This is a genomic window from Mesorhizobium sp. M0239 (genome assembly GCF_040321815.1).
Lineage (GTDB): Bacteria > Pseudomonadota > Alphaproteobacteria > Rhizobiales > Rhizobiaceae > Mesorhizobium.
The window spans coordinates 282,858-307,042 of the sequence record NZ_JAMYSG010000002.1 but is presented as its reverse complement, the minus strand read 5'-3'; the positions used below and the strand labels follow the sequence as shown (position 1 = coordinate 307,042).

At 61.9% G+C, this 24,185-nt stretch carries 27 protein-coding genes, 3 tRNA genes and 1 pseudogene; 14 read left to right on the top strand and 17 right to left on the bottom strand.

Translation table 11 applies throughout. The features are described 5' to 3' along the window. Window positions 1-91 (bottom strand): GTP-binding protein (locus NKI99_RS03180; protein ID WP_032908143.1); only part of this gene is annotated, 91 nt, incomplete at its 3' end. A gap of 312 nt (window positions 92-403) precedes the next feature. On the opposite strand from NKI99_RS03180, the gene NKI99_RS03175 reads away from it, so the two are divergent. Together NKI99_RS03175 and NKI99_RS03170 are read left to right on the top strand one after the other, a co-directional pair. Further along, a complete protein-coding gene (locus NKI99_RS03175; protein ID WP_023812086.1) occupies window positions 404-1,291 on the top strand; it encodes a DMT family transporter in 888 nt (295 codons plus the stop codon). A 176-nt stretch (window positions 1,292-1,467) separates the two neighbouring features. Further along, window positions 1,468-1,605: a hypothetical protein gene (locus tag NKI99_RS03170; RefSeq protein ID WP_164778452.1), complete on the top strand. Its 138-nt coding sequence runs from the start codon at window positions 1,468-1,470 to the stop codon at window positions 1,603-1,605. A gap of 75 nt (window positions 1,606-1,680) precedes the next feature. Here NKI99_RS03170 and NKI99_RS03165 read toward each other — a convergent pair whose 3' ends face one another. Further along, window positions 1,681-1,938: a GlsB/YeaQ/YmgE family stress response membrane protein gene (locus tag NKI99_RS03165; protein ID WP_023812088.1), complete on the bottom strand. Its 258-nt coding sequence runs from the start codon at window positions 1,936-1,938 to the stop codon at window positions 1,681-1,683. Window positions 1,939-2,069: 131 nt separating this feature from the next. Here NKI99_RS03165 and NKI99_RS03160 point away from each other — a divergent pair, with 131 nt between their 5' ends. After that, window positions 2,070-2,534 carry a YidB family protein gene (locus tag NKI99_RS03160; protein WP_023812089.1) on the top strand — a complete coding sequence of 155 codons (465 nt, stop codon included), beginning with the start codon at window positions 2,070-2,072 and terminating at the stop codon, window positions 2,532-2,534. 78 nt (window positions 2,535-2,612) lie between these two features. On the opposite strand, the gene NKI99_RS03155 is transcribed toward NKI99_RS03160, so the two are convergent. Both NKI99_RS03155 and NKI99_RS03150 read right to left on the bottom strand, forming a co-directional pair. Further along, a tRNA-Gly gene (locus NKI99_RS03155) sits at window positions 2,613-2,686 on the bottom strand. Between the two features lie 89 nt (window positions 2,687-2,775). Beyond that, window positions 2,776-2,860 (bottom strand) — tRNA-Tyr (locus tag NKI99_RS03150). A gap of 198 nt (window positions 2,861-3,058) precedes the next feature. On the opposite strand from NKI99_RS03150, the gene rlmB reads away from it, so the two are divergent. Next, a complete protein-coding gene (gene rlmB / locus NKI99_RS03145; RefSeq protein ID WP_023812090.1) occupies window positions 3,059-3,907 on the top strand; it encodes a 23S rRNA (guanosine(2251)-2'-O)-methyltransferase RlmB in 849 nt (282 codons plus the stop codon). Window positions 3,908-4,014: 107 nt separating this feature from the next. Here rlmB and NKI99_RS03140 read toward each other — a convergent pair whose 3' ends face one another. From NKI99_RS03140 to gcl, 3 genes are read right to left on the bottom strand one after another with little or no spacing between them, the layout of a single operon-like run. Further along, the gene (locus NKI99_RS03140; protein WP_352609712.1) at window positions 4,015-4,932 is read right to left on the bottom strand and encodes a 2-hydroxy-3-oxopropionate reductase; all 918 of its coding nucleotides are present in this window, start codon (window positions 4,930-4,932) and stop codon (window positions 4,015-4,017) included. A 44-nt stretch (window positions 4,933-4,976) separates the two neighbouring features. Beyond that, window positions 4,977-5,774 (bottom strand): 2-oxo-tetronate isomerase, encoded by a 798-nt coding sequence (otnI, locus tag NKI99_RS03135; RefSeq protein WP_352609709.1) that lies wholly within the window; start codon window positions 5,772-5,774, stop codon window positions 4,977-4,979. A gap of 10 nt (window positions 5,775-5,784) precedes the next feature. Beyond that, window positions 5,785-7,566 (bottom strand): glyoxylate carboligase, encoded by a 1,782-nt coding sequence (gene gcl / locus NKI99_RS03130; protein WP_352609706.1) that lies wholly within the window; start codon window positions 7,564-7,566, stop codon window positions 5,785-5,787. 213 nt (window positions 7,567-7,779) lie between these two features. Here gcl and bhcR point away from each other — a divergent pair, with 213 nt between their 5' ends. Further along, entirely contained in the window at window positions 7,780-8,601 is an 822-nt protein-coding gene (gene bhcR / locus NKI99_RS03125; protein ID WP_352609703.1) for an HTH-type transcriptional regulator BhcR, read from the top strand. A 78-nt stretch (window positions 8,602-8,679) separates the two neighbouring features. On the opposite strand, the gene NKI99_RS03120 is transcribed toward bhcR, so the two are convergent. The 3 genes from NKI99_RS03120 to NKI99_RS03110 form a co-directional block, all read right to left on the bottom strand. Beyond that, entirely contained in the window at window positions 8,680-8,985 is a 306-nt protein-coding gene (locus NKI99_RS03120; RefSeq protein ID WP_352609700.1) for a BA14K family protein, read from the bottom strand. Between the two features lie 445 nt (window positions 8,986-9,430). Then, window positions 9,431-9,634, bottom strand: a complete 204-nt coding sequence (locus NKI99_RS03115) for a hypothetical protein (protein ID WP_352556246.1) — start codon at window positions 9,632-9,634, stop codon at window positions 9,431-9,433. Between the two features lie 218 nt (window positions 9,635-9,852). Next, a complete protein-coding gene (locus tag NKI99_RS03110) occupies window positions 9,853-10,020 on the bottom strand; it encodes a hypothetical protein (RefSeq protein WP_352581500.1) in 168 nt (55 codons plus the stop codon). Window positions 10,021-10,179: 159 nt separating this feature from the next. Between NKI99_RS03110 and NKI99_RS03105 the strand changes: the two genes are divergently transcribed. Both NKI99_RS03105 and NKI99_RS03100 read left to right on the top strand, forming a co-directional pair. Then, window positions 10,180-10,255 (top strand) — tRNA-Thr (locus tag NKI99_RS03105). Window positions 10,256-11,202: 947 nt separating this feature from the next. Continuing rightward, window positions 11,203-11,625: a DUF983 domain-containing protein gene (locus NKI99_RS03100; protein ID WP_127291340.1), complete on the top strand. Its 423-nt coding sequence runs from the start codon at window positions 11,203-11,205 to the stop codon at window positions 11,623-11,625. A gap of 32 nt (window positions 11,626-11,657) precedes the next feature. Here NKI99_RS03100 and NKI99_RS03095 read toward each other — a convergent pair whose 3' ends face one another. Next, the gene (locus NKI99_RS03095) at window positions 11,658-11,801 is read right to left on the bottom strand and encodes a DUF1515 family protein (protein WP_352609697.1); all 144 of its coding nucleotides are present in this window, start codon (window positions 11,799-11,801) and stop codon (window positions 11,658-11,660) included. A gap of 223 nt (window positions 11,802-12,024) precedes the next feature. Between NKI99_RS03095 and NKI99_RS03090 the strand changes: the two genes are divergently transcribed. Beyond that, window positions 12,025-12,408: a hypothetical protein gene (locus NKI99_RS03090; protein WP_128305851.1), complete on the top strand. Its 384-nt coding sequence runs from the start codon at window positions 12,025-12,027 to the stop codon at window positions 12,406-12,408. 539 nt (window positions 12,409-12,947) lie between these two features. Here NKI99_RS03090 and NKI99_RS03085 read toward each other — a convergent pair. Both NKI99_RS03085 and NKI99_RS03080 read right to left on the bottom strand, forming a co-directional pair. After that, window positions 12,948-13,517, bottom strand: coding sequence for a DUF2569 family protein (locus NKI99_RS03085; RefSeq protein ID WP_352609694.1), 570 nt, complete (start codon window positions 13,515-13,517; stop codon window positions 12,948-12,950). 124 nt (window positions 13,518-13,641) lie between these two features. After that, window positions 13,642-14,256: a TetR/AcrR family transcriptional regulator gene (locus NKI99_RS03080; protein WP_352609691.1), complete on the bottom strand. Its 615-nt coding sequence runs from the start codon at window positions 14,254-14,256 to the stop codon at window positions 13,642-13,644. Window positions 14,257-14,347: 91 nt separating this feature from the next. Here NKI99_RS03080 and NKI99_RS03075 point away from each other — a divergent pair, with 91 nt between their 5' ends. The 5 genes from NKI99_RS03075 to NKI99_RS03055 are packed head-to-tail and all read left to right on the top strand — an operon-like array spanning window position 14,348 to window position 18,913. Further along, window positions 14,348-15,439 (top strand): polyamine ABC transporter substrate-binding protein, encoded by a 1,092-nt coding sequence (locus NKI99_RS03075; RefSeq protein WP_352439948.1) that lies wholly within the window; start codon window positions 14,348-14,350, stop codon window positions 15,437-15,439. Window positions 15,440-15,452: 13 nt separating this feature from the next. Beyond that, window positions 15,453-16,307, top strand: a complete 855-nt coding sequence (locus NKI99_RS03070; RefSeq protein WP_128305855.1) for an ABC transporter permease — start codon at window positions 15,453-15,455, stop codon at window positions 16,305-16,307. 2 nt (window positions 16,308-16,309) lie between these two features. Continuing rightward, window positions 16,310-17,092, top strand: coding sequence for an ABC transporter permease (locus tag NKI99_RS03065; RefSeq protein WP_352609688.1), 783 nt, complete (start codon window positions 16,310-16,312; stop codon window positions 17,090-17,092). Continuing rightward, the gene (locus NKI99_RS03060; protein WP_352609685.1) at window positions 17,089-18,153 is read left to right on the top strand and encodes an ABC transporter ATP-binding protein; all 1,065 of its coding nucleotides are present in this window, start codon (window positions 17,089-17,091) and stop codon (window positions 18,151-18,153) included. Before NKI99_RS03065 ends, NKI99_RS03060 begins: the two co-directional genes overlap by 4 nt. 1 nt (window position 18,154) lies before the next feature. Continuing rightward, a complete protein-coding gene (locus NKI99_RS03055) occupies window positions 18,155-18,913 on the top strand; it encodes an MBL fold metallo-hydrolase (RefSeq protein ID WP_352609683.1) in 759 nt (252 codons plus the stop codon). A 5-nt stretch (window positions 18,914-18,918) separates the two neighbouring features. Here the strand turns inward: NKI99_RS03055 and NKI99_RS03050 are convergent, their stop codons facing one another. The 4 genes and pseudogenes from NKI99_RS03050 to NKI99_RS03035 all read right to left on the bottom strand — a co-directional run bounded on the left by NKI99_RS03050 (window position 18,919) and on the right by NKI99_RS03035 (window position 22,985). Continuing rightward, window positions 18,919-19,620, bottom strand: coding sequence for a TetR/AcrR family transcriptional regulator (locus NKI99_RS03050; protein ID WP_352609680.1), 702 nt, complete (start codon window positions 19,618-19,620; stop codon window positions 18,919-18,921). A gap of 140 nt (window positions 19,621-19,760) precedes the next feature. After that, window positions 19,761-21,188 (bottom strand): amidase, encoded by a 1,428-nt coding sequence (locus tag NKI99_RS03045; RefSeq protein ID WP_352609677.1) that lies wholly within the window; start codon window positions 21,186-21,188, stop codon window positions 19,761-19,763. An 88-nt stretch (window positions 21,189-21,276) separates the two neighbouring features. Continuing rightward, window positions 21,277-22,312 (bottom strand): annotated as a pseudogene (locus NKI99_RS03040) (extracellular solute-binding protein). 508 nt (window positions 22,313-22,820) lie between these two features. Beyond that, a complete protein-coding gene (locus NKI99_RS03035) occupies window positions 22,821-22,985 on the bottom strand; it encodes a hypothetical protein (RefSeq protein ID WP_164748845.1) in 165 nt (54 codons plus the stop codon). Between the two features lie 282 nt (window positions 22,986-23,267). Between NKI99_RS03035 and NKI99_RS03030 the strand changes: the two genes are divergently transcribed. Then, window positions 23,268-24,041 (top strand): NAD kinase, encoded by a 774-nt coding sequence (locus NKI99_RS03030; RefSeq protein ID WP_023812117.1) that lies wholly within the window; start codon window positions 23,268-23,270, stop codon window positions 24,039-24,041. Window positions 24,042-24,185 lie beyond the last annotated feature (144 nt).

Genomic DNA, 24,185 nt, shown 5'->3' with positions numbered 1-24,185 from the left:
CCGCCGTCAGCGACGTCTTGCCATGGTCGACGTGGCCAATCGTGCCGATGTTCACGTGAGGCTTGTTACGCTCGAATTTACCTTTTGCCATTGTCTCTTTCCTTGGACGGCCCGGATCTTCAGTTCGGTCGAAGACCTTCAGTTCAGTCGAATGCGGGGCGATTAGCGACAAAGGCCAAAAAACACAAGCGTCTTTTGGCCGGGTGCCGTCTCACTCAGTCCGAACCATCGATCCGATTGCGGGGATATGACGAAGATATAGGAAGGCTCTGGGCAAAATGAAGGGGTAGCGGGCCGACCGATCGAGGCCGCGAAAGCGCTGGCTTGCTTGCCCGGCCCTGTCTGATTCATGGCCAGGCCATGGACCATTGCCGCCACCACCCGCCTCTGATCTTGTGGCCAGATGCATTTCATCCCTGCCTCTATCCGCGGCCCGCTGTTCATGATCGTCTCGACGGGATCGTATCTCGTCAACGACACGATGATGAAACTCGCGACGGCAGGCCTGCCGTCCTACGAAGTGCTGTTTCTGCGGGGTGCCGCGGCTGCGCTCTGGGGCTTCCCGCTGTTGTTCGCGCTGGGCTACGGCAAGCAGATCCCGCTGATCTTCGACAAGCGCGTACTGAGCCGGAACGTGCTCGAGCTGGCGGCGATCCTTTGCTATGTGGTCGCGCTCGCCAATATGCAGATTGCCGATTCCACCGCGCTCGGACAGATCACGCCGCTCTTGATGCTGGTCGGCTCCTCGATCCTGTTTGGCGAACGGATCGGCAGCCGTCGCATGGCGCTCATCGGGCTCGGTTTCGTCGGCGCGCTGATGGTGGCGCAGCCGACCATGCAAGGCATTTCGGTCTACGCCCTGCTGGCGCTCGGCAACGCAGCCCTCGCGGCGGCGCGTGACCTCGCCGGCCGGCGGGTCTCGGCCGAGGTGCCGGGGATGATCGTGGCGATTTCCGCCGTCGTGGTGGTGCTGATCGGCGCCGGCGCCGCGCATCTGGTTTCAGAGCGCTGGGTCATGCCCCAGGCACATCACCTGCTGCTGATGGCGGGTGCTGGATTTTTCCTGATCTTCGGCCATTTCTTCATCTTCATGGCCTATCGCATCGGACCGACCAGCGCCGTGGCGCCGTTCTACTATTGCTTCACCGTCTGGGCGGTCATTTCGGGCCTGCTGGTGTTCGGGCAGTTCCCCAACACGCTGGCCATTTGCGGCATTCTGCTGGTCGTCGGCAGCGGGCTGACCATCGTCTCGCTGGATCAGCGTCAGCGCCGGCTGGCCGTCGTCGCCTGACGCATGTCGCCCAAAAGGGGCCCCGGTTTTGGGAGAACGACGTGCATAAACAAAACCTGGAGCCTCCGCATCCAAGCACCCGCGCATGAGCAGTTGCCGGGCCGAAAAAGATCGTCTACTCGGCGAAGCATCGTTCGTTCGACGACGACATGATCAATCAGCCAAGGGAGTTCCCCGTGACCGATTTTGACCAGAACAAGAGCTCCGACGCCGAGCACAAGGCCGCTATCCGCAAGTCGCTTGTCGGCTGGGCGGTGTTCATCGCCGGAACGCTGATCTTTTTCGTCGCCGCCGATGCAGTGTTGATGCCATAGACGAGCCGCTGCACGTACAGGCCTGAAGCCGGTCTTGCCTTCGGAAACTCGAAACCTCAGACGATCCGCAGGTGCCTAAAGCGTCCGCCTTGCGCTGAACTGATGGTAGGCCCACAGCACGACCACCGCCCCAACCACCGCGACGATCAGGCTGGAGATGTTGAGACCGGTGACACCCACGCCAAAGATCTGGCTGCAGATCACGCCGCCGACAATGGCGCCGACGATGCCGAGGACGATATCCATGATCAGGCCCTGGCCGGTCTTGTTGACGATCTTGCTGCCCAGGAAGCCGGCAATGGCGCCCAGAATGATCCAACTGATGATACCCATTTTTTCCTCTCCATCCCCTCGCCAGCCGACATTTTCATAGGATTGTCAAAACCTCAAGCCAGCTTGAAATTCTGCCCGAATGCTTCATTGTTGATGAGGGGTCGGGCCTTGGTCGCTATGGAGGATCCACGATGGGACTTTTTGACAACGCCGTTCCCGGCGGCAACATCACCAAACCCCTGATGATCGCGCTCGGCGCATTGCTGGTCGGCAAGATGCTGAGCGGCAGAAGTGCCGAAGAGCCAGAACAGTCTCCCGCGCCCGCTCCGACCGCCCCCGTCCCGACGGAAACCACATCCGCCGATGGTGGCCTGGCTGGCGGATTGGGCGGCCTGCTCGACAAGCTCAGAAATGCCGGCCACGGCAATGCCGCCGACTCCTGGGTCGGCACCGGGCAGAACCAGCCGATCAATGCCAACGATCTTGGCACCGCGATCGGACCGCAGATCATTCGCGAGATCGCGCAACGGACTGGGCTGGACGAGCAGGAACTGCTCAAGCAACTGTCCACCGCCCTGCCCGGTATCGTCGACAGACTGACGCCGAACGGCCAGGTGCCGCAGCAGCACCAGGTCGCCACCGCGTTCAACAGCTGACGCGGCACAGCCACGACAATTGGAGCACTGCGCGCCTCGTGCGCAGTGTTTCGGCTTGCCGGTGATGGGATAAGTGTCTGGAGCGGGTAGCGGGAATCGAACCCGCATATTCAGCTTGGAAGGCTGCTGCTCTACCACTGAGCTATACCCGCGCCGTTCCTGAAGTACCGGATTCATCCGAAAAGCGCCATGCACTTTTCGGTCCGATTCTTGTCACGTTTCAGGGCTTCCGGGCCGGCAGTGGTGGAGAGGGTTGGATTCGAACCAACGTAAGCTAAGCTAACGGATTTACAGTCCGTCCCCTTTAACCACTCGGGCACCTCTCCAGTCTGCCGCCGGAGCCATGCAACGAGGCATTCACGCCGATCCGGACCCGAGTTATGTGTTCTCCGAAACCAGCGCAGCGCCTTATGGCGGCAAGCCCATTGGGTGTCAACCGCGCAACCATGGTTTTTCGTTTCTGTTCGCCGGCTGTGACGGCGGGCCATATCCTTGGCCGGAGGAGACAGCTATAGAAGCCAGCCATGAGCGACAAAACCAACACCCCCAAAGACACCCATTACGCCAAGCTGCGCCGCGCCTATCGCGACGAGAAAAGCGGCGGCGCGCCGGCGTTCCGGCCCCGACAGCCGGTTCCGCCGGGCGAAAATGCCGCGGATGGCCTGGTGCGGCTCTACGGCCTGCACACCGTGCGCGCCGCACTCGACAATCCGCGCCGCAAGATTAGGAAGATGCTGGTGACGCGCAACGCGGCCGAGCGACTGGAAATCGCCGATCTCGCCGCCCTGCCCTTCAAGACGGAACTGGTCGAACCCAGGGACATCGACAAGATCACCGGGTCGGACGCCGTGCATCAGGGTGTGCTGATCGAGGCCGAGCCGCTGAAAGCCAAGCGGCTCGATGCGCTTGGCGACGCGAAGCTGGTGCTGGTGCTCGACCAGATCACCGACCCGCACAATGTCGGCGCTATCCTGCGCTCGGCGGTCGCCTTCGGCGCCGGCGCGCTGATCACCACAGCCCGCCACAGCCCGCAGGAATCGGGCGTGCTGGCGAAATCCGCCTCCGGCGCGCTGGAGCACATCGACCAGATCGAGGTGAAGAACCTCGCCGACGCACTCGGCCAGTTGCACGAGGCCGGCTTCCGCACCATCGGACTTGATTCGGACGCGCCGGCCGAACTCGAAAAGAGCTTTGCCGGAGAAAAGATCGCCTTGGTGCTGGGCGCCGAAGGCAAGGGCCTGCGCCAGAAGACGCGCGAGACGGTGACCACGCTGGCGCGGCTCGACATGCCCGGCGCCATCCATTCGCTCAACGTGTCGAATGCCGCGGCGATCAGCCTTTACGTGGCGCGGGCGTTTTTGAAGCGCGGCTAAGCCAAAAATATCTCGAAACGAGAAACGGGTTCCGACAGACGCCGGAACCCGTTCTTCGACGGGCCAAGAGTTTGCGGCTTGGGAACGTTGCGCCGCCCTCTCCTGACCTATGCCGCTTTGCCCCTGGCGTCGGCTGCCTCGCTGCCGACCTCGAAATTGGCCATCCGCTCCAGCGCCCTGACCAGCGCCGAATGATCCTCCTTGGCGCCGCCATTGGCCGCGCAGGAATTGAACAGCTGCTGAGTCGTCGAGGTGTTGGGCAAGGAAACGCCGAGCGCCTTCGCGCCCTCCAGCGCGAGGTTCAGATCCTTCTGGTGCAGTTCGATGCGGAAACCAGGCGCGAAGGTGCGCTTGACCATGCGCTCGCCATGCACTTCCAGAATGCGCGAAGCCGCCAGCCCGCCCATCAGCGCCTGCCTGACCTTGGCCGGATCGGCGCCGGCTTTCGACGCAAAAACAAGCGCTTCGGCGACGGCTTCAATGGTCAGCGCGACGACGATCTGGTTGGCCACCTTGGTGGTCTGGCCAACCCCGTTCGGCCCGACCAGGGTGATGTTCTTGCCCATCTTCTCGAAGACGGATTTGGCGCGCTCGAAAGGCTTTTCCTCGCCGCCGACCATGATGGTGAGCGACGCCGCCTTGGCACCGACCTCGCCGCCCGAGACCGGCGCATCGAGATAGTCGCAGCCCAGGTCGTTGATGTTCCTGGCAAAAACCTTGGTCTCGATCGGGGAGATCGAGCTCATGTCGATGACCAGCTTGCCCTTTGCCAGTCCGGACGCGACGCCGTTGTCGCTAAACAGCACATCGGCCACCTGCGGGGTGTCGGGCACCATCAGGATGATGATGTCGGCAGCCTTGGCCACGGCGGCGTGGCCGGTGACGGTCTTCAGGCCTTTGGCGACGAGGTCGGCCGGCGGCTTGGAGCGATGGTCGCTGGCGATGACATGATAGCCCGCATCCAGCAGGTGCCCCGCCATCGGCGCGCCCATGATGCCGAGGCCGATGAAGCCGATGGTTTCCATTGTGGTTCTCCAAATGACTGTGTAAAACGCCCCCCCTCTAATGCTTACGCCGCAGCACTTCCCTGCCCGGCCAACTCCCGAAGCCACCCCAAGCCAGCCTCCGTCCCAGCCTTCGGCTTGTACTCAGCCCCGACCCATCCGGCATAACCAATGCGGTCGATATGCTCGTAGAGGAAGGGATAATTGATCTCACCCGTCCCCGGCTCGTGACGGCCGGGATTATCCGCAAGCTGAATATGCGCGATGCGGCCAAGGTTAGCCTCGATGGTCCGGGCGAGATCCCCCTCCATGATCTGCATGTGATAGATGTCGTATTGCAGGAACAGGTTTTTTGAGCCGACGCGATCGATCAGCGCCAAGGCCTGATCGGAATAGTTGAGGAAGAAGCCCGGAATATCGCGCGTGTTGATCGGCTCGATCAGCAGCCTGATGCCGGCCTGCTCCAGCTTCTCCGCCGCGAAGGCGAGGTTTTCGGCAAAGACATCCTCCAGCACCTTGCGGTCGGCGCCGGGCGGCGCGATGCCGGCCAGGCAATTGACCTGCTCGCAGCCGAGCGCCTGCGCATAGGCGATCGCCTTGGCGATGCCCTGGCGGAATTCCGGCACACGGTCCGGCAGCACCGCAATGCCGCGTTCGCCCTTGCCCCAGTCGCCTGCCGGAAGGTTGAACAGCACCTGGGTCAGGCCGTTCTTCTTCAGCCGGGCCGCGACGACATCGGGCGCATGGTCGTAGGGGCCGATATATTCGACGCCCTTGAAGCCGGCGCGGGCGGCGGCATCGAAACGGTCGAGGAACTCATGCTCGCCAAAGAGCATCGAAAGATTGGCTGAAAACCGCGGCATTCTTTTTCTCCTAATCCAACATCACGATCGCTGTCGGCGCATCTTCCTGATGTTCGGCAAGCTCCTCGAATTCGGTGATCTTGTCGATCTCGGTGCCCATCGAGATGTTGGTGACGCGTTCGAGGATGAATTCGAGCACGACCGGCACCCGGTGCTCCTTCATCAGCCGCTGGGCCTCCTTGAAGGCACCGGCGAATTCTTCGGGCTTGCGCACCCTGACCGCCTTGCAGCCCATCGCCTCGGCGACGGCAACATGGTCGACGCCGTAGCCGGCCTCGGGATCGCCTGCCCGGTTGATGTTCTCGAAGGCAAGGTCGACCTCGAAATCCATCGAGAACCCACGCTGCGCCTGGCGGATCAGGCCGAGATAGGCGTTGTTCACGACGACATGCAGATAGGGCAATTTGTGCTGTGCGCCGACCGCCAGTTCCTCGATCATGAACTGGAAATCATAGTCGCCCGACAGCGCCACGATGGTGCGGTCCGGGTCGGCGGCGCGAACGCCAAGGGCAGCCGGCAAGGTCCAGCCGAGCGGGCCGGCCTGGCCGCAATTGATCCAGTTGCGCGGCTTGTAGACATGCAGGAACTGCGCCCCGGCAATCTGCGACAGGCCGATCGTGGTGACATAGGTGACGTCGCGGCCGAACGCCTTGTTCATCTCCTCATAGACACGCTGCGGCTTCAGCGGCACCTGGTCGAAATGCGTCTTGCGCTTCATCGTCTTCTTGCGGGCCTGGCATTCCTTCGCCCAGCGGGACCAGTCGCGCAGCTTGCCCGCCGTCTTCCATTCGGTGGCGACGTCGAGCAGCATCTTCAGTGCGGCACCGGCATCCGAAACGACGCCGAGATCCGGCGCGAAGACACGGCCGATCTGCGTCGGCTCGATGTCGACATGGATGAATTTTTTGCCATTGGTGTAGACATCGACGGAGCCGGTGTGGCGGTTGGCCCAGCGGTTGCCGATGCCGAAGACGAAGTCGGCTTCCAGCATCGTCGCATTGCCATAGCGGTGCGAGGTCTGCAGTCCGCACATGCCGGCCATCAGCCGGTGATCGTCGGGGATCGCTCCCCAGCCCATCAAGGTCGGGATGACCGGCACGCCTGAAATCTCGGCGAATTCGATGAGCAGATCGGACGCATCGGCGTTTATGATGCCGCCGCCGGCGACGATCAGCGGCTTTTCGGCGGCGTTGAGCATCGTCAACGCCTTTTCGGCCTGGGCGCGCGTCATGGCCGGCTTGAACGGCGTCAACGGCTCATAGGCGTCGATGTCGAATTCGATTTCGGCGAGTTGCACGTCGACCGGCAGGTCGATCAGCACCGGGCCGGGACGTGACGAGCGCATCAGGTGAAACGCCTTCTGCAGCGCCATCGGGACGAGGTAGGGTTCCATGACGGTGACTGCCCATTTGGCGACCGGCGCGGCAATGGCTGATATGTCGACGGCCTGGAAATCCTCCTTGTTCAGCCGCGCCCGCGGCGCCTGACCGGTGATGCACAGGATCGGGATGGAATCCGCGGCGGCCGAATAGAGCCCGGTGATCATGTCGGTGCCGGCTGGACCCGAAGTGCCGATGCACAGGCCGATATTGCCCGCCTTGGCGCGGGTGAAACCTTCCGCCATGTGCGAGGCGCCCTCGACGTGACGGGCAAGCACATGGCGGATCGTGCCCCTCGCCTTCAGCGCCGAATAGAACGGATTGATCGCCGCGCCTGGCACGCCGAAAGCGCAGGAAATGCCTTCCTTTTCGAGAACGAGAACCGCGGCATCGACAGCGCGCATCCTGGCCATTTTCCAGCCCTCCACGGGTTTGTCATTGTTGGATTGGCCAAGGATGTCAGCACGCCGGTTATTTTTCAATTTTTTCAGAATATTTTTCCATTTCTAGAAAACGGCGTCATTTTCTTGATTTTATTTGATTTTCTGTTTTCCAGGAATCCGACCCGCGAACGTAGTGAAAAACTTTTTCATTGCGCATTTGGCGAAACGACCGAGAATGGCGGCATGGAAACGACCGAAAAACGCCAGCGCGGTCGGCCGCGCGCTTTCAACAGGCCCTCGGAGGCCAGTTCGGTGCAGTCGCTCGACAGGGCGTTGCGCATCCTGGCCATTGTCGCGGAAGGCAGCGGCCTGTCGCTGAGCGAGATCTCTGCGCAGAGCGGCCTTGCCGCCTCCACCGCCTACCGCATGCTGACGACGCTGCAAAACCACGGCATGGTCGAATTCGACACATCAGACCAGCTCTGGTCGATCGGCGTCGAGACCTACCGCATGGGCGCGGCGTTCCTGCGCCGCCGCAAGCTGGTCGATCGCGCCCGCGTCGTCATGCAGGAGCTGATGGAAAGAACCGGCGAGACCGCCAATCTCGGCGTCGCCGAGGACGATTGCGTGGTCTTCGTCAGCCAGGTCGAGACGCACCAGGCGATCCGCGCCTTCTTCCGGCCGGGCACGCGCAGCCCGTTCCATGCGTCGGGCATCGGCAAGGCGGTGCTGGCGCATCTCGAGCCGGAGCGCGTCGGAACCATCCTGCGCAAGGCCGGACTGCAGCGCTTCACCGACAGGACGCTGTCCGACATTTCAGCGCTTGCCCACGATCTGGCGCGGATCAAGCTGCGCGGCTGGTCGGTCGACGACGAGGAGCGGCATCCCGGCATGCGCTGCGTGGCAGCCGCCATCTTCAACGAATTCGGCGAGCCGATTGGCGGCGTTTCGGTGTCGGGGCCAACGGTGCGGGTGACGCCGGAGCGGCTGGCCGAGATCGGCCCGCTGGTGCGCGATGCCGCGGCCGAGGTGACCCGGATGATCGGCGGCATCAGGGCGACCTGACGGTCCGATCGTTTCAAGCACAGCGAAAGAGGGGCTGCGGGGCGCCCCTCTTCTGGCTGATTGAAACGCCTCCTCCTCTCAAAGACGGCAGTAGTGGCGATAGCCGTCGTGGCCGAGATAGGTGTCGGAGTCCGCATCATAGCTCTGGTAGCGGTCATAGCAGCGGCGGACGTGCCACGAGCCGCCGCCTTCGTCGACATAGACGGTACGCGGCTGGGCGAGCAGGCTGCCGAGGACGAAGCCGCCGACGCCGGCGGCAATGCCGATGCCGATTTCGCGGTTGTGGTGATGGCTGTGGGCGGCCGAGGGCTGGACGGTGCCGGCCAGCGTGGCGGCGGCGACGGCGGTGGCGATAAGGCCGGAAACGAGTGTGTTCTTGAACATGACGATCTCCTTGCTTCGTTGACCGAGGCGATCCATCCGCCTCTTGATCATCTGTCGTCGCGGCCAGGAAAAAGGTTCGAATCTTTTTTCGATTTTTCTGGAACGGGGAAATCGGATCGACCGAGGTCATGCTGACGGCGACCTTGCGAGAGCTTGGCGAAGAAGTTGATGCGGCTGATCTCCTCCCTTGCGGGGGAGATGCCCGGCAGGGCAGAGGGGGGTGCTGTCCCGCCAGCTTGTCAACCAATCAGGGCGAGGCAACCGCACGGACAAATAGAGAAAGTTCATGGGGAAGCCGGTGATCCTTCACACCCCCCTCTGTCCTGCCGGACATCTCCCCCGCAAAGGGGGAGATCGGCAGCTTTGCCGTCCCCACTTCACAAAGTGATCGCCCAACGCAAAAAGGGCGGCCGAAGCCGCCCTTTTGGGAAATTGGGTCCCTCCATCAAAGGAAAATGATCACCCTGCCATGCCTGTGGTGATGGTTGTAGTGCTTCCACCAGTACTTCTTGAAGTGCTTCTTGTGATGGTTGTAGTTGTGGTGATGGCCGTGCATGCCGTGGGCTGACGACGTGCCGACAGTGCCGGCGAGCGCGCCGGTGGCGACGAAGATGGCGACGAGGCCTGAGGTAAGAGTGCGCTTGAACATGATGATCTCCTGGATCTTTTGATCGAGGCGACCCATTCGCCCCTGAGCATCAGTCGGCGCGACGCGGCAAAAGGTTCGAAAGGTTTTGCAGATTTTTTGTGGAGCGGCGGCCGGGGACGAGGGAATAGGTCCTGGGAATTAGGGATTGGGGAAACGCAGACTACGGGTTGCGACTCCCCTACTGCCTACTCCCTACTCCCTACTCACTCTCTTCACCCTCATCCCATGCCGGTGACGTGACGCAGCCAAAACGCCAGCGCGATGAAACCGACGATGGTGGTCACGCCGGTCCAGTCGACATTGGCCTTCTTCACATCGCTGATGATCTTCACCAGCAGCATCCAGGCCACGAAGACGATAGGGAGAATGATGACAAGTCTGATCATGCGACACCCCGGCTCGAAGCGATTGCACCTCCTCTATATGTAGGAAGCAATCCGGCGGTTTTCAGGATGCCCTCCCCGACCGCCCATACGATATGCCGGGTAACCGAAAACGGAGTTTTGTCTTTACTGGCGCAACAAATATGCTAACCGGAGCGCCGTGCCCTTGTAGCTCAGCTGGTAGAGCAGCGGTTTTGTAAACCGAAGGTCGGCGGTTCGATTCCGTCCGGGGGCACCAGCCTGCCAAGCCATAACCATTAGCATTACCTGATGTTCCATCAAGTAGGCCCGGACCACTTGGGTGAGTACCGATGCGGGTCCGACCAAGGTTGCTTTTCTTCGATCAGCAGCGCGGGGCGCGCTGCCGCTAAGAACCCCTAAATCATCGGGCAGCCCTCATGTCCCTTCATTGGTAAGCGGTCTCGGCCGCACAATGTTCAAATCAAACTTGGTTGGCAGGTCGGGTCTCGTATTGTGAATGGCGGTGGTCGTCATTCGATGGACGGGCGGGATTATTACCATCCGGACGTTTCGTTCAGGCCAGAGCGGCTTTCCGAAGATCAGGAACGCGACTGCTATCAGGACGGCGACCAAACCCGCTGCAAATGCGTTCGCAATGATCTGGCCAAGTTGCATGCGCTCTCCGTGAATGATTACCCGCCACGCCAAGCGAGCCGTGGCGGGTAATCAACGAACCGGCGATGAAGGGACGATGATCGACGGCCACGTTCCAAATGTCGAAAAGGCTGTGTTGTTTCAGGGGTCAGACCTTTGCGCCTCGGCATCGGGCTTTAGTCGGACCCAAACAAGGCCTTGGCGGTTGCGTCATTGGCAGAGGGTTGGCGTAGCAGCGTCAACGCGAAGGCCCGTCACTGATCAGCAATGACGGGCCCTGCCTCGAGACCACTTGGCCGGGGGGCTAAGCCAAGCTAACAACCAAACTTCATTTTCAGAACCAGGTTCCCTTGACCAAAAATCGGAGTTTCAGTGGGGCCGCCCCCACTTCCGGGCAGAGGCGGACCGGCCGGGGCTTGGGTGCCTCGACCGGCAGCGGGCACGCTGCCGCTTTTTCCAACCCGCATTGGCAGTTCGTCGAGCTCCCGCCTCCTGTCCTGGATGACATCGCGCTAAGGGCGCCCATCCACAGCGGACCGGAACTATGCCGAGTCTGCCGCGTTGCTGGTCATGACTGACTACAACGAAACCACAAACCCGATCCTGACCGGTTTCAAGGGCCAGTGCCCACGGTGTCAGCAGGGACACCTGTTCGCAGGTTACCTGAAGCTTGCTCCACGTTGTGATGTCTGTGGGCTCGATTTTTCCTTTGCCGACCCGGCTGATGGGCCTGCATTTTTCTCAATGTCGATAGTTGCATTCCCGGCCCTTGCCTTTGCTCTTTGGCTTCAGTTGCGGTTCGAGCCACCTTTCTGGATACACATTCTCACAAGCCTGCCCCTGACCATCGGGGCATGCATATTGTTGCTTCGACCCCTTAAAGGCTGGCTCGTGTGTTCTCAATATTTCCACAAGGCAGCAGAAGGTTCGATTGACCGAGATTGGCATGCCGCTGAGGCCGACCGCCAAAGGTTGGAGCCGCACGGTAAATAGATGAGGCATTGGCCCCTGCCGCGTGATATCAATCACCCGCCCCGCAGCACGCGCCACATATCCGCCCAATAGGCTGTGACAAGCGAGGCCGGCGCCGCCGCAGCCATGCCAGTGACGCCCAAGGCCCCCAGGCCCATCAACTTCCAACGGGTGACCTCGGCAGTTACCGGCTTCACGCCCGTAATATCCCGTTGAGCTTGGTAACAGCGGATTCCATGAGCGAGCGCGAATGCACGTCTTGTTTGAACAGCTTACTCACGCCCGAATGCTCGTTAGAGACGCCGCCGCGATCCGCGCCCATCTGCGCGCGGCCCTTGCGTATCAAACGTACGTTGAATCCTTCTTGGGTCACGCGTGAGAAGAGAGTAAATAAATCCCTTCGCAGCAAGGGAGGCCGCGATGGTTGAAACGCATATGGAAGTCGCACGCGCGGCTATCGAAACCAGCTTTCGGTTGCGGCACCATTCCCTGGCCGGAACTGCCTCGTTTCGCCGCGATATGGATCACTCCCGACGCGCAATCGAGGCATCACGCGAACTGCTCAAGCGCCTTCGCCAACGTCACCGCGATGACATGGCCCAGGGGTGGGAAGATCCGGGCCCGACTCCTGCTTCCGTCTCCGCCTTCGATGCTGATATTCTTCGCTCTGCATTTCGAGCCCTGGTCAGGGATATGAGCGTGCCTGAATGTCAATGGCGCGATTTGGCTGAGAGCTTGGTCCGCGAATATGTCGGGTGCGAGCAGATCGACGTTGGCCTGTTGGATTGGATCACCCACAAGTAGTCACCAACGCAAAACAGCCCGTCCCGCCCACATTGCCGGTGACACGAAACGGGCTGCGGAAGCCGGCATGCGGTGCTTCCTGCAATCCAACTTTGTGCGCGCACGGTTGTTCCGTCAGCTTCTGCTGACAAGCGGGTACATTCTGCTGCCGTGGCCATTCGACAGTCGCTGGTAGAGTAGACCCGCCGCTCCATTTGCGAAGCGACGGGCTCTCGCCCACCCCATACCTGTCACAGCAATTTAGATGCCAGACTTTTTGACCCGTTATGGGGCACAGCCGTCGCCTTTCCAGTCGGTTCTACCCCGCCGTAGGAGGCACCGGCCCAGTAATGTTCCACCGGATGAACTCGACTTCCTTCCCGGTGACTTCCCGCACCGCGTTTAACAGCACCTCATGCAGGACGCGCGTCTGCCTGAATCCGATTCTGCCTGCCGATCACCGCGCGCAGTTCGGGTTCTCCCCCCTCGCGCTTCACGGATTCGATAAACATCAGTTCGCCGAGCCCGTGATGCTCCAAATATTCCAAGTTTGCTGTCTTTTATGACACGCTCGCGACCTGGGTGGATGCCCCAACCCCGGTGAACGTGTTCCGGACCCTGACGGACTTGTAGACGTAGGCGACCCAGAGCCCTGTCACCACAAACGAGACTATGGGGGCCACCAGCGCGTCGCCTGCGAGCACCAGGCTCACCGGAACGCCCAGAACTGACGCAACCCAGATCGTGTCCAGGATGAAAACGACAGGGATCGCCAGCCACTGGAGCAGAAACAATTGCGGAAAGCGGCGGCTTCGCCGCAACATCGAAACGAGCACGACCAGCTGAAGCGCCAGAAATGCCAGATTGAGGGCAACCTCGCCATACACCGCCAGGGGTCCGTTCGGGAGGGTCATGAGTTGCTGGTAGCCGTCGGCCGAATTGGCGAAGTCGGCAAGTGTGCGCAACGGTGATAACGTCTGACCGATCGCCAGCAGCATCAACCAGCCGCCGAAGCCCACAAGAGCCTCGGGATTCTGCGACGGCTTCGCGGCTGATCGAACAGCAAAGAAAACAGGCACGCCGATCAACAGCAGCAAGATCGCCCAATGCCAGATAGAAAACGTCCCCATTTACCCCTCCCCCGTTTTTGCTCCTATAAGTTGTATCAGGTTTTAAATTCAACTCAAGAGCCGACCTGCATCTGAAACCAGGTCTTATGCGGAAGCAACGCTTTCTCCTGCCCTTTCCTGCCACTCACACCGCAATCGCCGCCACCAGAATCCTGTTCTGCCTCCGTACCGCCGCCCGCAATTCCGCAATCCTCGCCGCATCGCGCTTCACGAATTCGATGAACATCATGTTCATGTTGTTGAAGATCAGTTCGCCGAGCGCTGCCCCGTCGATGTCCTGCCGCACAAGGCCGAGCGCTTGCAGGCGGACGATCAGAGCGCGGATCTGTTCGGTTAGAGCGCGGTCGAGCGCAGAGTAGGCCTGGCCGAACGGGCTGTCGGGCGCTTGCGTGGAGATCGCCATCGCCTGCCGCCACATCTCTTTGCTGAGGTAGTGCAGCGAGTGCTCGATATAGATGCCGATCAGCGTATCCAGCGCATCGCCGACATTGGCCGGCGGCCGGGCGACGACGCCCTGACCGGCATTCAGCACCTCGTTGACCTCCAGCGAGACGATGGCGCCGAGGATGTCGCCCTTGTTTTCATAGTAATTGTAGATGGTGCCGACCGAGACCTCGGCCTGCGCGGCGATCGCCTCGATCTTGGCGCCCTCATAGCCGGCCTCGCGAAACAGTTCCGCCGCCGCCTCGATGATGCGCCTGTGCCGGTCCGCCTTTTGCCTTGCCCGCAATCCGCTCATATCAGCCTCTTGCCATAAAAACAGAATTGACTCAATTTTAGAATTGGTTCAATTTTTTGCAAGAAGCCACAAAGGCAAGGGAGAACACTCGATGTCCGCTAAACCTACATCCAGGAATCCGCTTTCCATCCTGAAGAGCCATCTGCATGCAGCGTGCGCCGCCACGACGCTGCTGCTCGGAGCCGGCAGCGCCGCCCGGGCCGCCGACCTCAACGCGCTGATCTGGTGCGATCATGCCGATCCGGCATTGCTGCAGCCGTTCGAGGAGGCCAATGGCGTCAAGGTCAACGTCAAGGAATTCGAGGGCACCGGCGCCGGGTTGGCCATCGTCGAACAGTCGCAGCCGGGCGACTGGGACGTGATGGTGATCGACAGCATCGACATACCGCGCGGCGTCGAAAAGGGCCTGTTCGAGCCGCTGCCGGAAGACAAGCTGCCACTGGCCGACCTGTTTGCGCAGGTGAAGATGGACGGCTCCACCGTCGTCGGCGGCAAACGCTACGGCATTACCGAGAAATTCGGCTACAACACGATCGGCTACAACAAGACCAAGGTCGACCCGGCCGACATGCAGTCGATGGCCGCGCTCACCGGCGACAAGTACAAGGGCAAGGTCGCCATCTACGACTACTATCTGCCGGTCATCGGCATGGCCGCGCTGGCCATCGGCAAGAAGACGGCCGATCTCACCGAAGCCGACCTGCCCGCCCTCAAGGACGAGCTTTTGAAGATGAAGGCGAACGCCAAGCTGGTCGGCGAAGTGACCGCCAGCCAGACGGCGCTGGCGACCGGCGAGGTCGACATTCTGGTCGGCGGTGGCGAATGGGTGACGGCGGGCCTGGCCAAGGAGAACCCCGCGCTGGACTTCTCCATCCCCAAGGAGGGTGCGGTGCTGTGGTCGCAGTCGCTGGCCATGTTCAAGGATTCCAAGAACAAGGACATGGCGCTGAAGTTCATCCAGTACATTATGAGCCCGGAGGGCCAGGCGCGGCTTGCCACCTCGTCCTGCTATTGGGGCATGCCGGCGAACACCAAGGCAGCGCTCACCGACGACCAGAAGAAGGTCCTGCGTTTCGACGAACAGCCGGGCTTCCTGGCGCGCGCCCAGGCCTATCCGGCGCCGAGTGCCGATCTCGACAAGAAGATGCAGGACATGTGGACCGAAATGCTGCAGGCGAAATGAGCCGATACCGCTCATGAGCAGCTCGGCAAATAACCCCCTGCCCCGGGCGGCCCTGCCCTGGGCGCTGGTCACGCCGGCGCTCGGCTGGACGCTGCTGTTCTTCGTGCTGCCCTTCATCGCCATGGGGTTTTCCAGCCTGACGGCGCATGAGGGCGGCGGTTTCACGGCGTCCAACTACAGCCAGTTCTTCACCAATCCGTCCTACTGGCAGGCGATGGTGAACTCGCTGCAGGTCACCGCCATCGTCACCGTGATCTCCGTGCTGCTCGCCTATCCCTTTGCCTGGATTCTCGCCGAACAGGTGCCGGAACGCTGGCAGCGGCTGGCGCTGATGCTGGCGGTGCTGCCGTTCTGGACCTCCTATGTCGTGCGCTCCTACTCCTGGCTGCTGGTGCTGGCGCAGAATGGCGTGCTCAACCGGGCGCTCACCGGCTCCGGCCTGTTCAGCGAGCCGCTGCAACTCGCCAACACTCGTTTCGCCACCGTCACCGGCTTCGTGCATTTCTTCGTCATGCTGTTGACGCTGACGATCTTCGCCAATCTCAAGCAACTCAGCCCGAGCTACCGCAAGGCAGCCGCCGATCTCGGCGCCGGGCCGGTGCGCACCTTCCTGCATGTCGTGCTGCCGCTGACCTTGCCCGGCATCATGGTCGGCGCCTTCCTGACCTTCGTGCTGTGCATCGGCGACTACATCACGCCGCAGATCCTGGGCGGCAACAACGAACTGCTGATGCCGCAGCTGGTGATGATGCAGATCGGCCGGCGCGGCGACTTTCCGCTGGCCTCGGCGCTGTCGATCATCCTGATGGCGGTGGTCACCATCGCCTACCTCGCCTGCGCCCGCTGGCTGAAGATCGAGCGCGCCTGACCATGTCTCGGATTGTCCGCGTCATTTCCTGGCTCTACGCGATCGCCGTCTACGGCTTCATCTTCCTGCCGGTCGTCGTGCTGGTGCTGTTTTCGCTGCAGGCGACGTCGTTTCCGATCCCGCCCTTCACCGGCCCGTCGCTGCGCTGGTACGACGCGGTGCTCTCCGACGTCAGGTTGACCTCGGCTCTGGTCAATTCGCTGCTGGTCGCGTCCATCTCGTCGCTCGCCGCCGCCACGCTCGGTTTCCTATCCGCCTGGGGCTTTGCCCGTTTCGTCCTGCCGGGCTCCGGCCTGCTGCGCGGGCTGATCACGCTGCCGCTGACGGTCAGCTATCTCATCATCGGCATGGGGCTGCTGGTGCTGTTCAACTGGGCCGGCTTGCCGAAATCGCTGCTTGCGGCAGGGATCGGCCATGTCGTGATCAACCTGCCGCTGTGCTTTGCCATCATCTACAGCCAGATGGGCGACCACCAGATCAACATCGAACGCGCCGCGCGCGACCTCGGCGCGCCGGAATGGAAGGTGCTGCTGTTGATCACCGTGCCGGTCATGGCGCCGGCCATCTTCGCCGGCTTCTTCCTGTCGATGACCTTCTCCTGGGACGAGTTCGTGATCTCCTTCCTGCTCACCCGCTTCGACACCACGCTGCCGGTCGAAATCTGGAACCTGCTGCGTTCCGGCCTCAACCCGAAGACCAACGCCGTCGGCTCGCTGGTTTTCGCCGTTTCCATCGTGCTGGTCGTGCTGTTCGAATTGACATTGCTGCGCAGGAGAAAGGCATGACTGCGCCTTTGGTCGATATTCGCTCCGTCTCGCATCGCTTCGGCCAGCATACGGTGCTGAAGGACGTTTCGCTGCAGATCGAGCCCGGCAGCTACACGATCCTGCTCGGGCCCTCGGGCTCCGGCAAGACGACGCTACTGTCCATTCTGGGCGGCTTCGTCACGCCCAGCGAAGGCAAGGTGTTCATCCGTGGCGAGGACTGCACGTCCGTGCCGCCGGCCAAGCGCCCGACGACGACGGTGTTCCAGGACTATGCGCTGTTCCCGCATATGAGTGTCGGCAGCAATGTCGGCTTCGGCCTGCGCATGCAGGGGGTCGATGGCGCGACGCGGGCGGCAAAGGCGCGCGCGGCGCTGGCCCTGGTTGGTCTCGCCGCTGCTTTCGACAAGAAACCGCACCAGCTTTCCGGCGGCCAGCGGCAGCGCGTAGCTCTGGCGCGGGCGCTGGTGATCGAGCCGGCGGTGCTTCTGCTCGACGAGCCGCTCGGCGCGCTCGACCTCAAATTGCGCCGGCAGATGCAGGACGAGTTGAAAGCAATCCAGAAGCGCGTCGGCACCGCCTTCATCCACGTCACCCACGACCAGGAAGAAGCGATGGCGCTGGCCGACCATTGCGTGGTGATGAATGACGGGCGCATCGAGGACGAAGGCCCGCCCGAGCGCGTCTACGCACGGCCGGCGACACGCTTTTCGGCGACCTTCATGGGCGAAAGCACGATCCTTGCCGGCACGGTCACGGAGGCCGGGGACCGGATAGGCACTGTCGCGACGCCGGTCGGGCCGGTCTCGGTATCCGGCGCCTTGCCGGTGGGCTCTGGCGTTGTGCTGGCCATACGACCGGAGCATCTTGTGCTCGGCACGGCTGCAGGCAGCGTCAAACTCGGTACTGCCAGAGTGAGCGACATCGTTTTCCAGGGCAGCTTCAAACGCGTGCTCGCCGTCTCCGTCGAAGACCCCTCGCTTCACTTCATCGCCAGGCTGCCCGCGATAGCTACCGTCCGGCCGGGCGACACGGTTGCCGTTTCGTGCGATACCGACCAGATCATTCTGCTGACGGATTGAAATGGGCACGCTCGCGGTCATCGAGGCACCAGACTGGTACGAGACCATCCGCATGAGCGATGGCGTGACCTTGATCCACGAGCCATGGATAAAACCGTTCTTCCGCTGCAACATGTGGCATGTGCGCGGCCGCGACCGCGATCTCCTCTTCGACACTGGGCTCGGCCATTTCAGCCTTCGGCGTCATGTGCCGCTGGTCAGCGAGCGCAAGCTGATTTGCGTCGCCAGCCATACGCATTTCGACCATATCGGCTGCCATCACGAATTTCCGGACCGCTGCGTACACGCCGCCGAGGCCGACATCCTCGCCGATCCGCGCAACGAATGGACGGCAGCCGGCACCTATGCGACCGACGAGATGTTCGATCGCATGCCGCAAGGCTGGGACACGGCGCGCTACGGCATTTTACCCGCACCCGCCGGCCGTCTGCTCGACCATGGCGATATCGTCGATCTCGGCGACCGGGCCTTCGAGGTGATCCACACGCCCGGCCATTCACCCGGCGGCATCGCGCTTTACGAAAACAGGACGGGCATCCTGTTATCCGGCGACATCATCTATGACGGCCCGCTGATCGACGACGTCTACCACTCGGTTGTCGGTGACTATGTCGCCACGCTGCTGCGTATGCGCGACCTCGATGTCTCGGTCGTGCATGGCGGCCATTTTCCCAGCTTCGGCAAGGTGCGCTACCGCCAGCTTGTCGACGAGTATCTGGAACAGAAGCGGCAGGCCGGCTGCCATCTGCGGCAGCCCTGAAGCAGTTAGCGCATCAGTTCGAAATGCCGCGGGAACGCCTGATGCAGCAGGAGCAGCATGGTCTTGCGCAGCACGTTGGTGTCACGGCTGGACGGATTGAGATGATCCCAATACCAGGCGCCATGAACCAGATAATTCAGGCTCTCCGACAAGGTGTCGATGTCGACGCCGGTATAACGACCGCTGCGCGAAATCTCGATCAGCAGCTCGTGCGCCTCGGCGGTGTAGGCGAGATCGCTCGGAAGGCCGATCTCGTTGTAGATCTGCATGCTCTTGCGGTCGCTGGAGAACACGACAAAGACCGAAACCCATTTCGGGTGCTGGCGGGCGAAACGTTGCGCGCAATCGACCGCGCCCAGGGCCCGCTCAACCGGAGACAGGCCGGGCGCCCGCACCAACGTCACCCACAGCTCGTCATAGCGATCGCTGAGATACTGCAGGACGGCGCGAAACAGGTTCTCCTTGCTGCGAAAATGGAAGACGACCAGGGCATTGGACGAGCCGACATGTTCGGCGATGCGCTGCATGGTGACGCTTGCCAGCCCCTCCTCCGCGATGAGCTCGATGGTGGCGTCGATGATCCGCTGCACGCTGGCTTCGCCGCGTTCGCGCCGACGGTCCTTGGGCGGCGCGGCATCGTTTGCCGCACTTCCATTCTTCGCCATTGCGCCTTTGCGTTTTGCCGCCGCGGCCTTTTGTTGCGCCATCTTCGTCCAGCTCCTTTCGGACCTTCTGGCGGCGATCACCGGCGCCGCCACGGATCCGTCTATTCGAGATGTCCGGCGCCGGCTCACCACAACCGAGACCGCGGATCAAGCACCGGTGCGGCAAGGGACGCAGCGCCCTGTTATAGCGACGGGCGCGTTTCGGCGTTTGTGTACCACTGCCCCTTGGCCGTCTCATAGGCCATGGCCGCGCGGAAAACATCGGCATCGCAATAGGTGCGGCCAACGATCTGGATGCCTGTCGGCACGCCGCTTGCCGCCCGGCCCGAAGGGATGGACAGAACCGGACAACGGCTCATCATGTTGAACGGCGTCGTCATCACCCAGCCAAGCGACGGGTTCACCTGCTTGCCGTTGATCTCGACCGTGCCCGTGGTCTGATCGAACTCCGCCGGCACGGAGGGAAGCGCGTTGGTCGGGCAGACCAGCACATCATAAGTCTCAAGCAGCGGCCCCAGCGTCTGGTACATCCTGGCCGCCACATCGAGGGTTCCGACAAAATCCGTGGCTTTGGACTTCTGCCCGTCCTCGGCGAATTGACGTGCATAGGTCGTCATGTCCTTGCCGTGCTCCTTGAGCAGCTGCGACAGCGAAGCGCCGAAGAGATGTTCGAGATAGGCCATGCCCGCCCTGAGCACGTCGTCGCCCCAGCCCAGATCGACTTCCTCGACCGTGGCGCCGAGCGAGCGGAACACGTCGCAGGCGGCAAGCGTGTTCTTGCGCACATCGGCGTCCACTTCGAAAGAACCGAGGTCCATCGAGAAAGCAATCTTCCAGCCCTTGATCGGCTTGTAGTCGCTGGGCAGGCGCAGTTTGGGGCGCAGCGTGGCGATGTCGAGCGGGCTTGGCCCGGCCATCACGTTCTGCAGCAGGATCGCATCCCCGACGTTTCGTGCCAAAGGTCCGGTGTGGCAGTAGAAATCGAGGTTGAACGGCGGCTCGTCCGGATTGCGCCCGTAAGGCGGCTTGAAGCCGACAAGACCGCAGGCCGACGCGGGAATGCGGATCGATCCGGCAATGTCCGAACCGGTGGCGATCGACGACGTGCCGGATGCCAGCGTCGCCGCGGCACCGCCCGACGAACCGCCGGGTGTGAAATCCGGGTTCCACGGATTGCGCGTCACGCCCCAGCGTTTCGACCAGGTATAGCCGGCGCAGCTGAATTCAGGCGTCGCTGTGCGGGCATGGACAATGCCTCCGGCCTTGATGATGCGCTCGTTCATCGTCGAGGTATGGCCGCCTATCGCATCCCCGGACAGCAGCGAGCCGTGCGAGGTCGGCTTGCCCTTGATGTAGCTCTCGTCCTTGATGCCGATCGGCAACCCCTCGAGCGCCCCGGTCCGGGCGCCCCTGGCGTATTTCGCCTCGGCCTTCCCAGCCAGGTCCATCGCCTCGTCGAAATGCGTGAAGGTGAAGCAGTTGATCGTCGCCTTGGTTGCCTCTGCGCGGCGGATGGTGGCCTGCATCAGTTCGACAGGCGAAAGCTTCTTCGCCTTGAACAGCCGCAGCGCCTCGCTGGCCGGCATGTAGCAAAGGTCGAGATCGGTCATGGGAAGTCTCCTGCGATCTGCGCATCGCGTTTGGCATGGACGGGAGATGACCGCGCCGCGTGCAGCGGCGCGGAGAACGCGGGTCAGGTCATTTCTGCAGGTCGGTCCAGATCTTCGTGTAGAGCGCCTGCACATCCGGCGGGCAGGCCTGCATGAACTGGCCCTTGGTGGCGAACTCAGCGGGGATGTTCACTTCCGGCGCGGTCTTCATGTCGTCGGGCATGAAGGCTTCCGAGCCCTTGATGCCGTTCGAATAACGCGCAAAGGCTGAGATCAGCGCCGCATTCTGCGGATCCATGATGAAGTTCTGGAACAGCTTGGCGTTGTCGATATTCTTGGCGTCCTTGAGGACAGCGACATTGTCCATCCAGATCGGATAGCCTTCCTTGGGATAGCCATAGACGATCTTGTCGTTCTCAAGCCGCTCGCGCAGCGATATGCCGTTCCAGTTGACGCCCGCGGCGATGTCGCCCCTGCCCAGGCCATCGACGGCCGCATAATCGAGCGAAAGCCATTTCGCCTTCGCCTCCACCAGCTTGTCATGCACCTTCTTCAGCATCTGCATGTCGCTGCTGCAATATTTGCCACCCTCGTAGGCGATGGCGAGGAACATGATGTCACCCATTTCGGGTACGACATTGATCTTGCCGACGAGTTCGGGGGGGTGGGTCGAGGAAGATCGCCGATGTGTTCGGGTCGCCGGCATAAACCGACTTGTTCACCGAAATGCCGGTCGTGCCCCACTGCCATGGAACGGTATATTTACGGCCTGGATCGAATGGAACATCGACCCATCTGGGATCGACGTTTTTGAAGTTTTCCATCTTGTTGGGATCGGTCTCCAAGAGCAGACCTTCGCTGATCCAGACCGGCACGACGCTCGCCGAGGGCACGACGATGTCATAGCCGGAGGCGCCCTGCCGGACCTTGGCCAAGGCGGTGTCGTTGGAATCATAGTCGGTGACGGTGACCTTGACCTTGTAGGTCTCTTCGAACTTCTTGATCAGGTCGGGGCTGGTGTAGTTGCCCCAATTGTAGATGTTGAGCTCGCCTTCGGCACGGGCCACGCCCGTGACAGTCAGCAACGACAGGCCGATGGCCGTCGCGGTCAGTTTCCAGTTCATGCTGCATGCTCCCATTGTTGGGACCGGCGGCACTACGGCCCCAAGTCCGTTTCCTGCTGACGAAAAGATGGCCGCGACAATGCCGATCGACGGCACGAGAAAGGCCGTCGACATCGCATTTGCGGCGCGCCGGCAACGGCAAGCCGCATGGCAGTCAAGATATTCCCCCCTTTATTGTGGCCATTCACCGGCTGGAACCCGGCTGTCCAACTCAATTCTCGACCTCAGGAATAACTATGACTAAACATACAGTCAATATCTTATCGTGGATACGGCCATGGCTCGCCCATTGATGCGCCCGATGCGGTGGTGACTCAGTGAGCAGCCAGGAAAGAGGTTTAGCCGCGATGCCGGACGCGTCAGGCCGTTGAGGCCGAAATGCTCGCGGCCGCAATTCGCGGTGGCCGACCGGCCACTGCTTCTAAGGAGAGAAACTGCCGCGCGATGTCGCGCACCGAAGCGGCCGCCAATGCCGCCGGTCATCCGAAAGGATGATCAGGTTACAGCGCTACAGCGCCCTTTGCGGGCATGGCGCTCCGGCTGCATCGCCACAGCGCGACGCCGTGGGCTGCGGCCGGAAGCTCGTCTCTTCGGACTGGCGCACCAGTTCGGCAAAGAGCAGCGCGAAGCTTCCCAGCATCAGAAAGACGATGATCAGGCGTGTTACCGGCAATATGTCGGCCTCGACTGGCTAGCCCCCACGCCACCCATCCACTGCCGGCTAACATGACCGATCCGGCTTTACGAGACTTTAAGGCCGGTCTTAACCATCACATTCGCGTAGCCTTTGACATGATACGCGAACGGCAAGCCCGCATCCGCCGTCCTGCGGCCGCCTTGCCATCCGGCATGGGTCGCATCCGGGATGACAGCTCCCTTTGCAGACGTACCCCGCCCATGCTACCCCGGCGCTGGCGCGGCCCTGCCGCTGCCAATCGGTCGTCATCGGGGAGCCATGAGCAAAGCCGCCAGCCGCATCGCCTTCGTCTCGTCCGACACCGCTGACGCCAAGACGGCGCTGGAAAGCCTGTCGGCGCGCTATGGCCAGTCTTCCGTCGAGGAGGCCGGGATCGTCGTTGCCCTTGGGGGTGACGGCTTCCTGCTGCAGACCCTGCGCGACACGATGGGGACCGGCAAGAAGGTCTACGGCATGAACCGCGGCACCATCGGCTTCCTGATGAACGAGTATCGTTCCGGTGGCCTGACGGAGCGTCTCGAAGCCGCCGTCGCCGAGACGATCCGCCCGCTGGAGATGCTGGCCGTGACCTCGGAAGGCGAAACGATTTCGGCACTGGCGATCAACGAGGTGGCGCTGTGGCGTCAATCGTACCAGACAGCCAAGATCCGCATCACCGTCGACGAACAGGTACGGCTTGAGGAACTGAACTGCGACGGCGTCATGATCGCAACCCCGGCCGGGTCCACCGCCTACAATCTTTCGGCGCACGGACCGATCCTGCCGCTCGACGCGCCGCTGCTGGCGCTGACCCCGGTCAGCCCGTTTCGCCCGCGCCGCTGGCGCGGCGCGCTGCTCTCCAACAAGGCGACCGTACGCTTCGACATCCGCGAGCCGGAAAAGCGGCCGGTGAACGCCGCCGCCGACCATACCGAGGTCAAGGCGGTGACCTCGGTAACGGTGCGAGAATCACCCACGGCGACAGCAACGTTGTTGTTCGATCCCAATCATTCCTGGAACGAGCGTATTCTCGCCGAACAGTTCCGCTATTGAGCCGGCGCTGCGGCCGACAGGTCGATTAAGCATCCCGATTAAGGTTACAACTTCACAATCGTGCCATTGCTGCCCGTTTCTGTTGACAAATCGAGGGCTTGCTCCTAATTGCAATACCAATCTTGCAGGCGCGTGGCGCTTGCC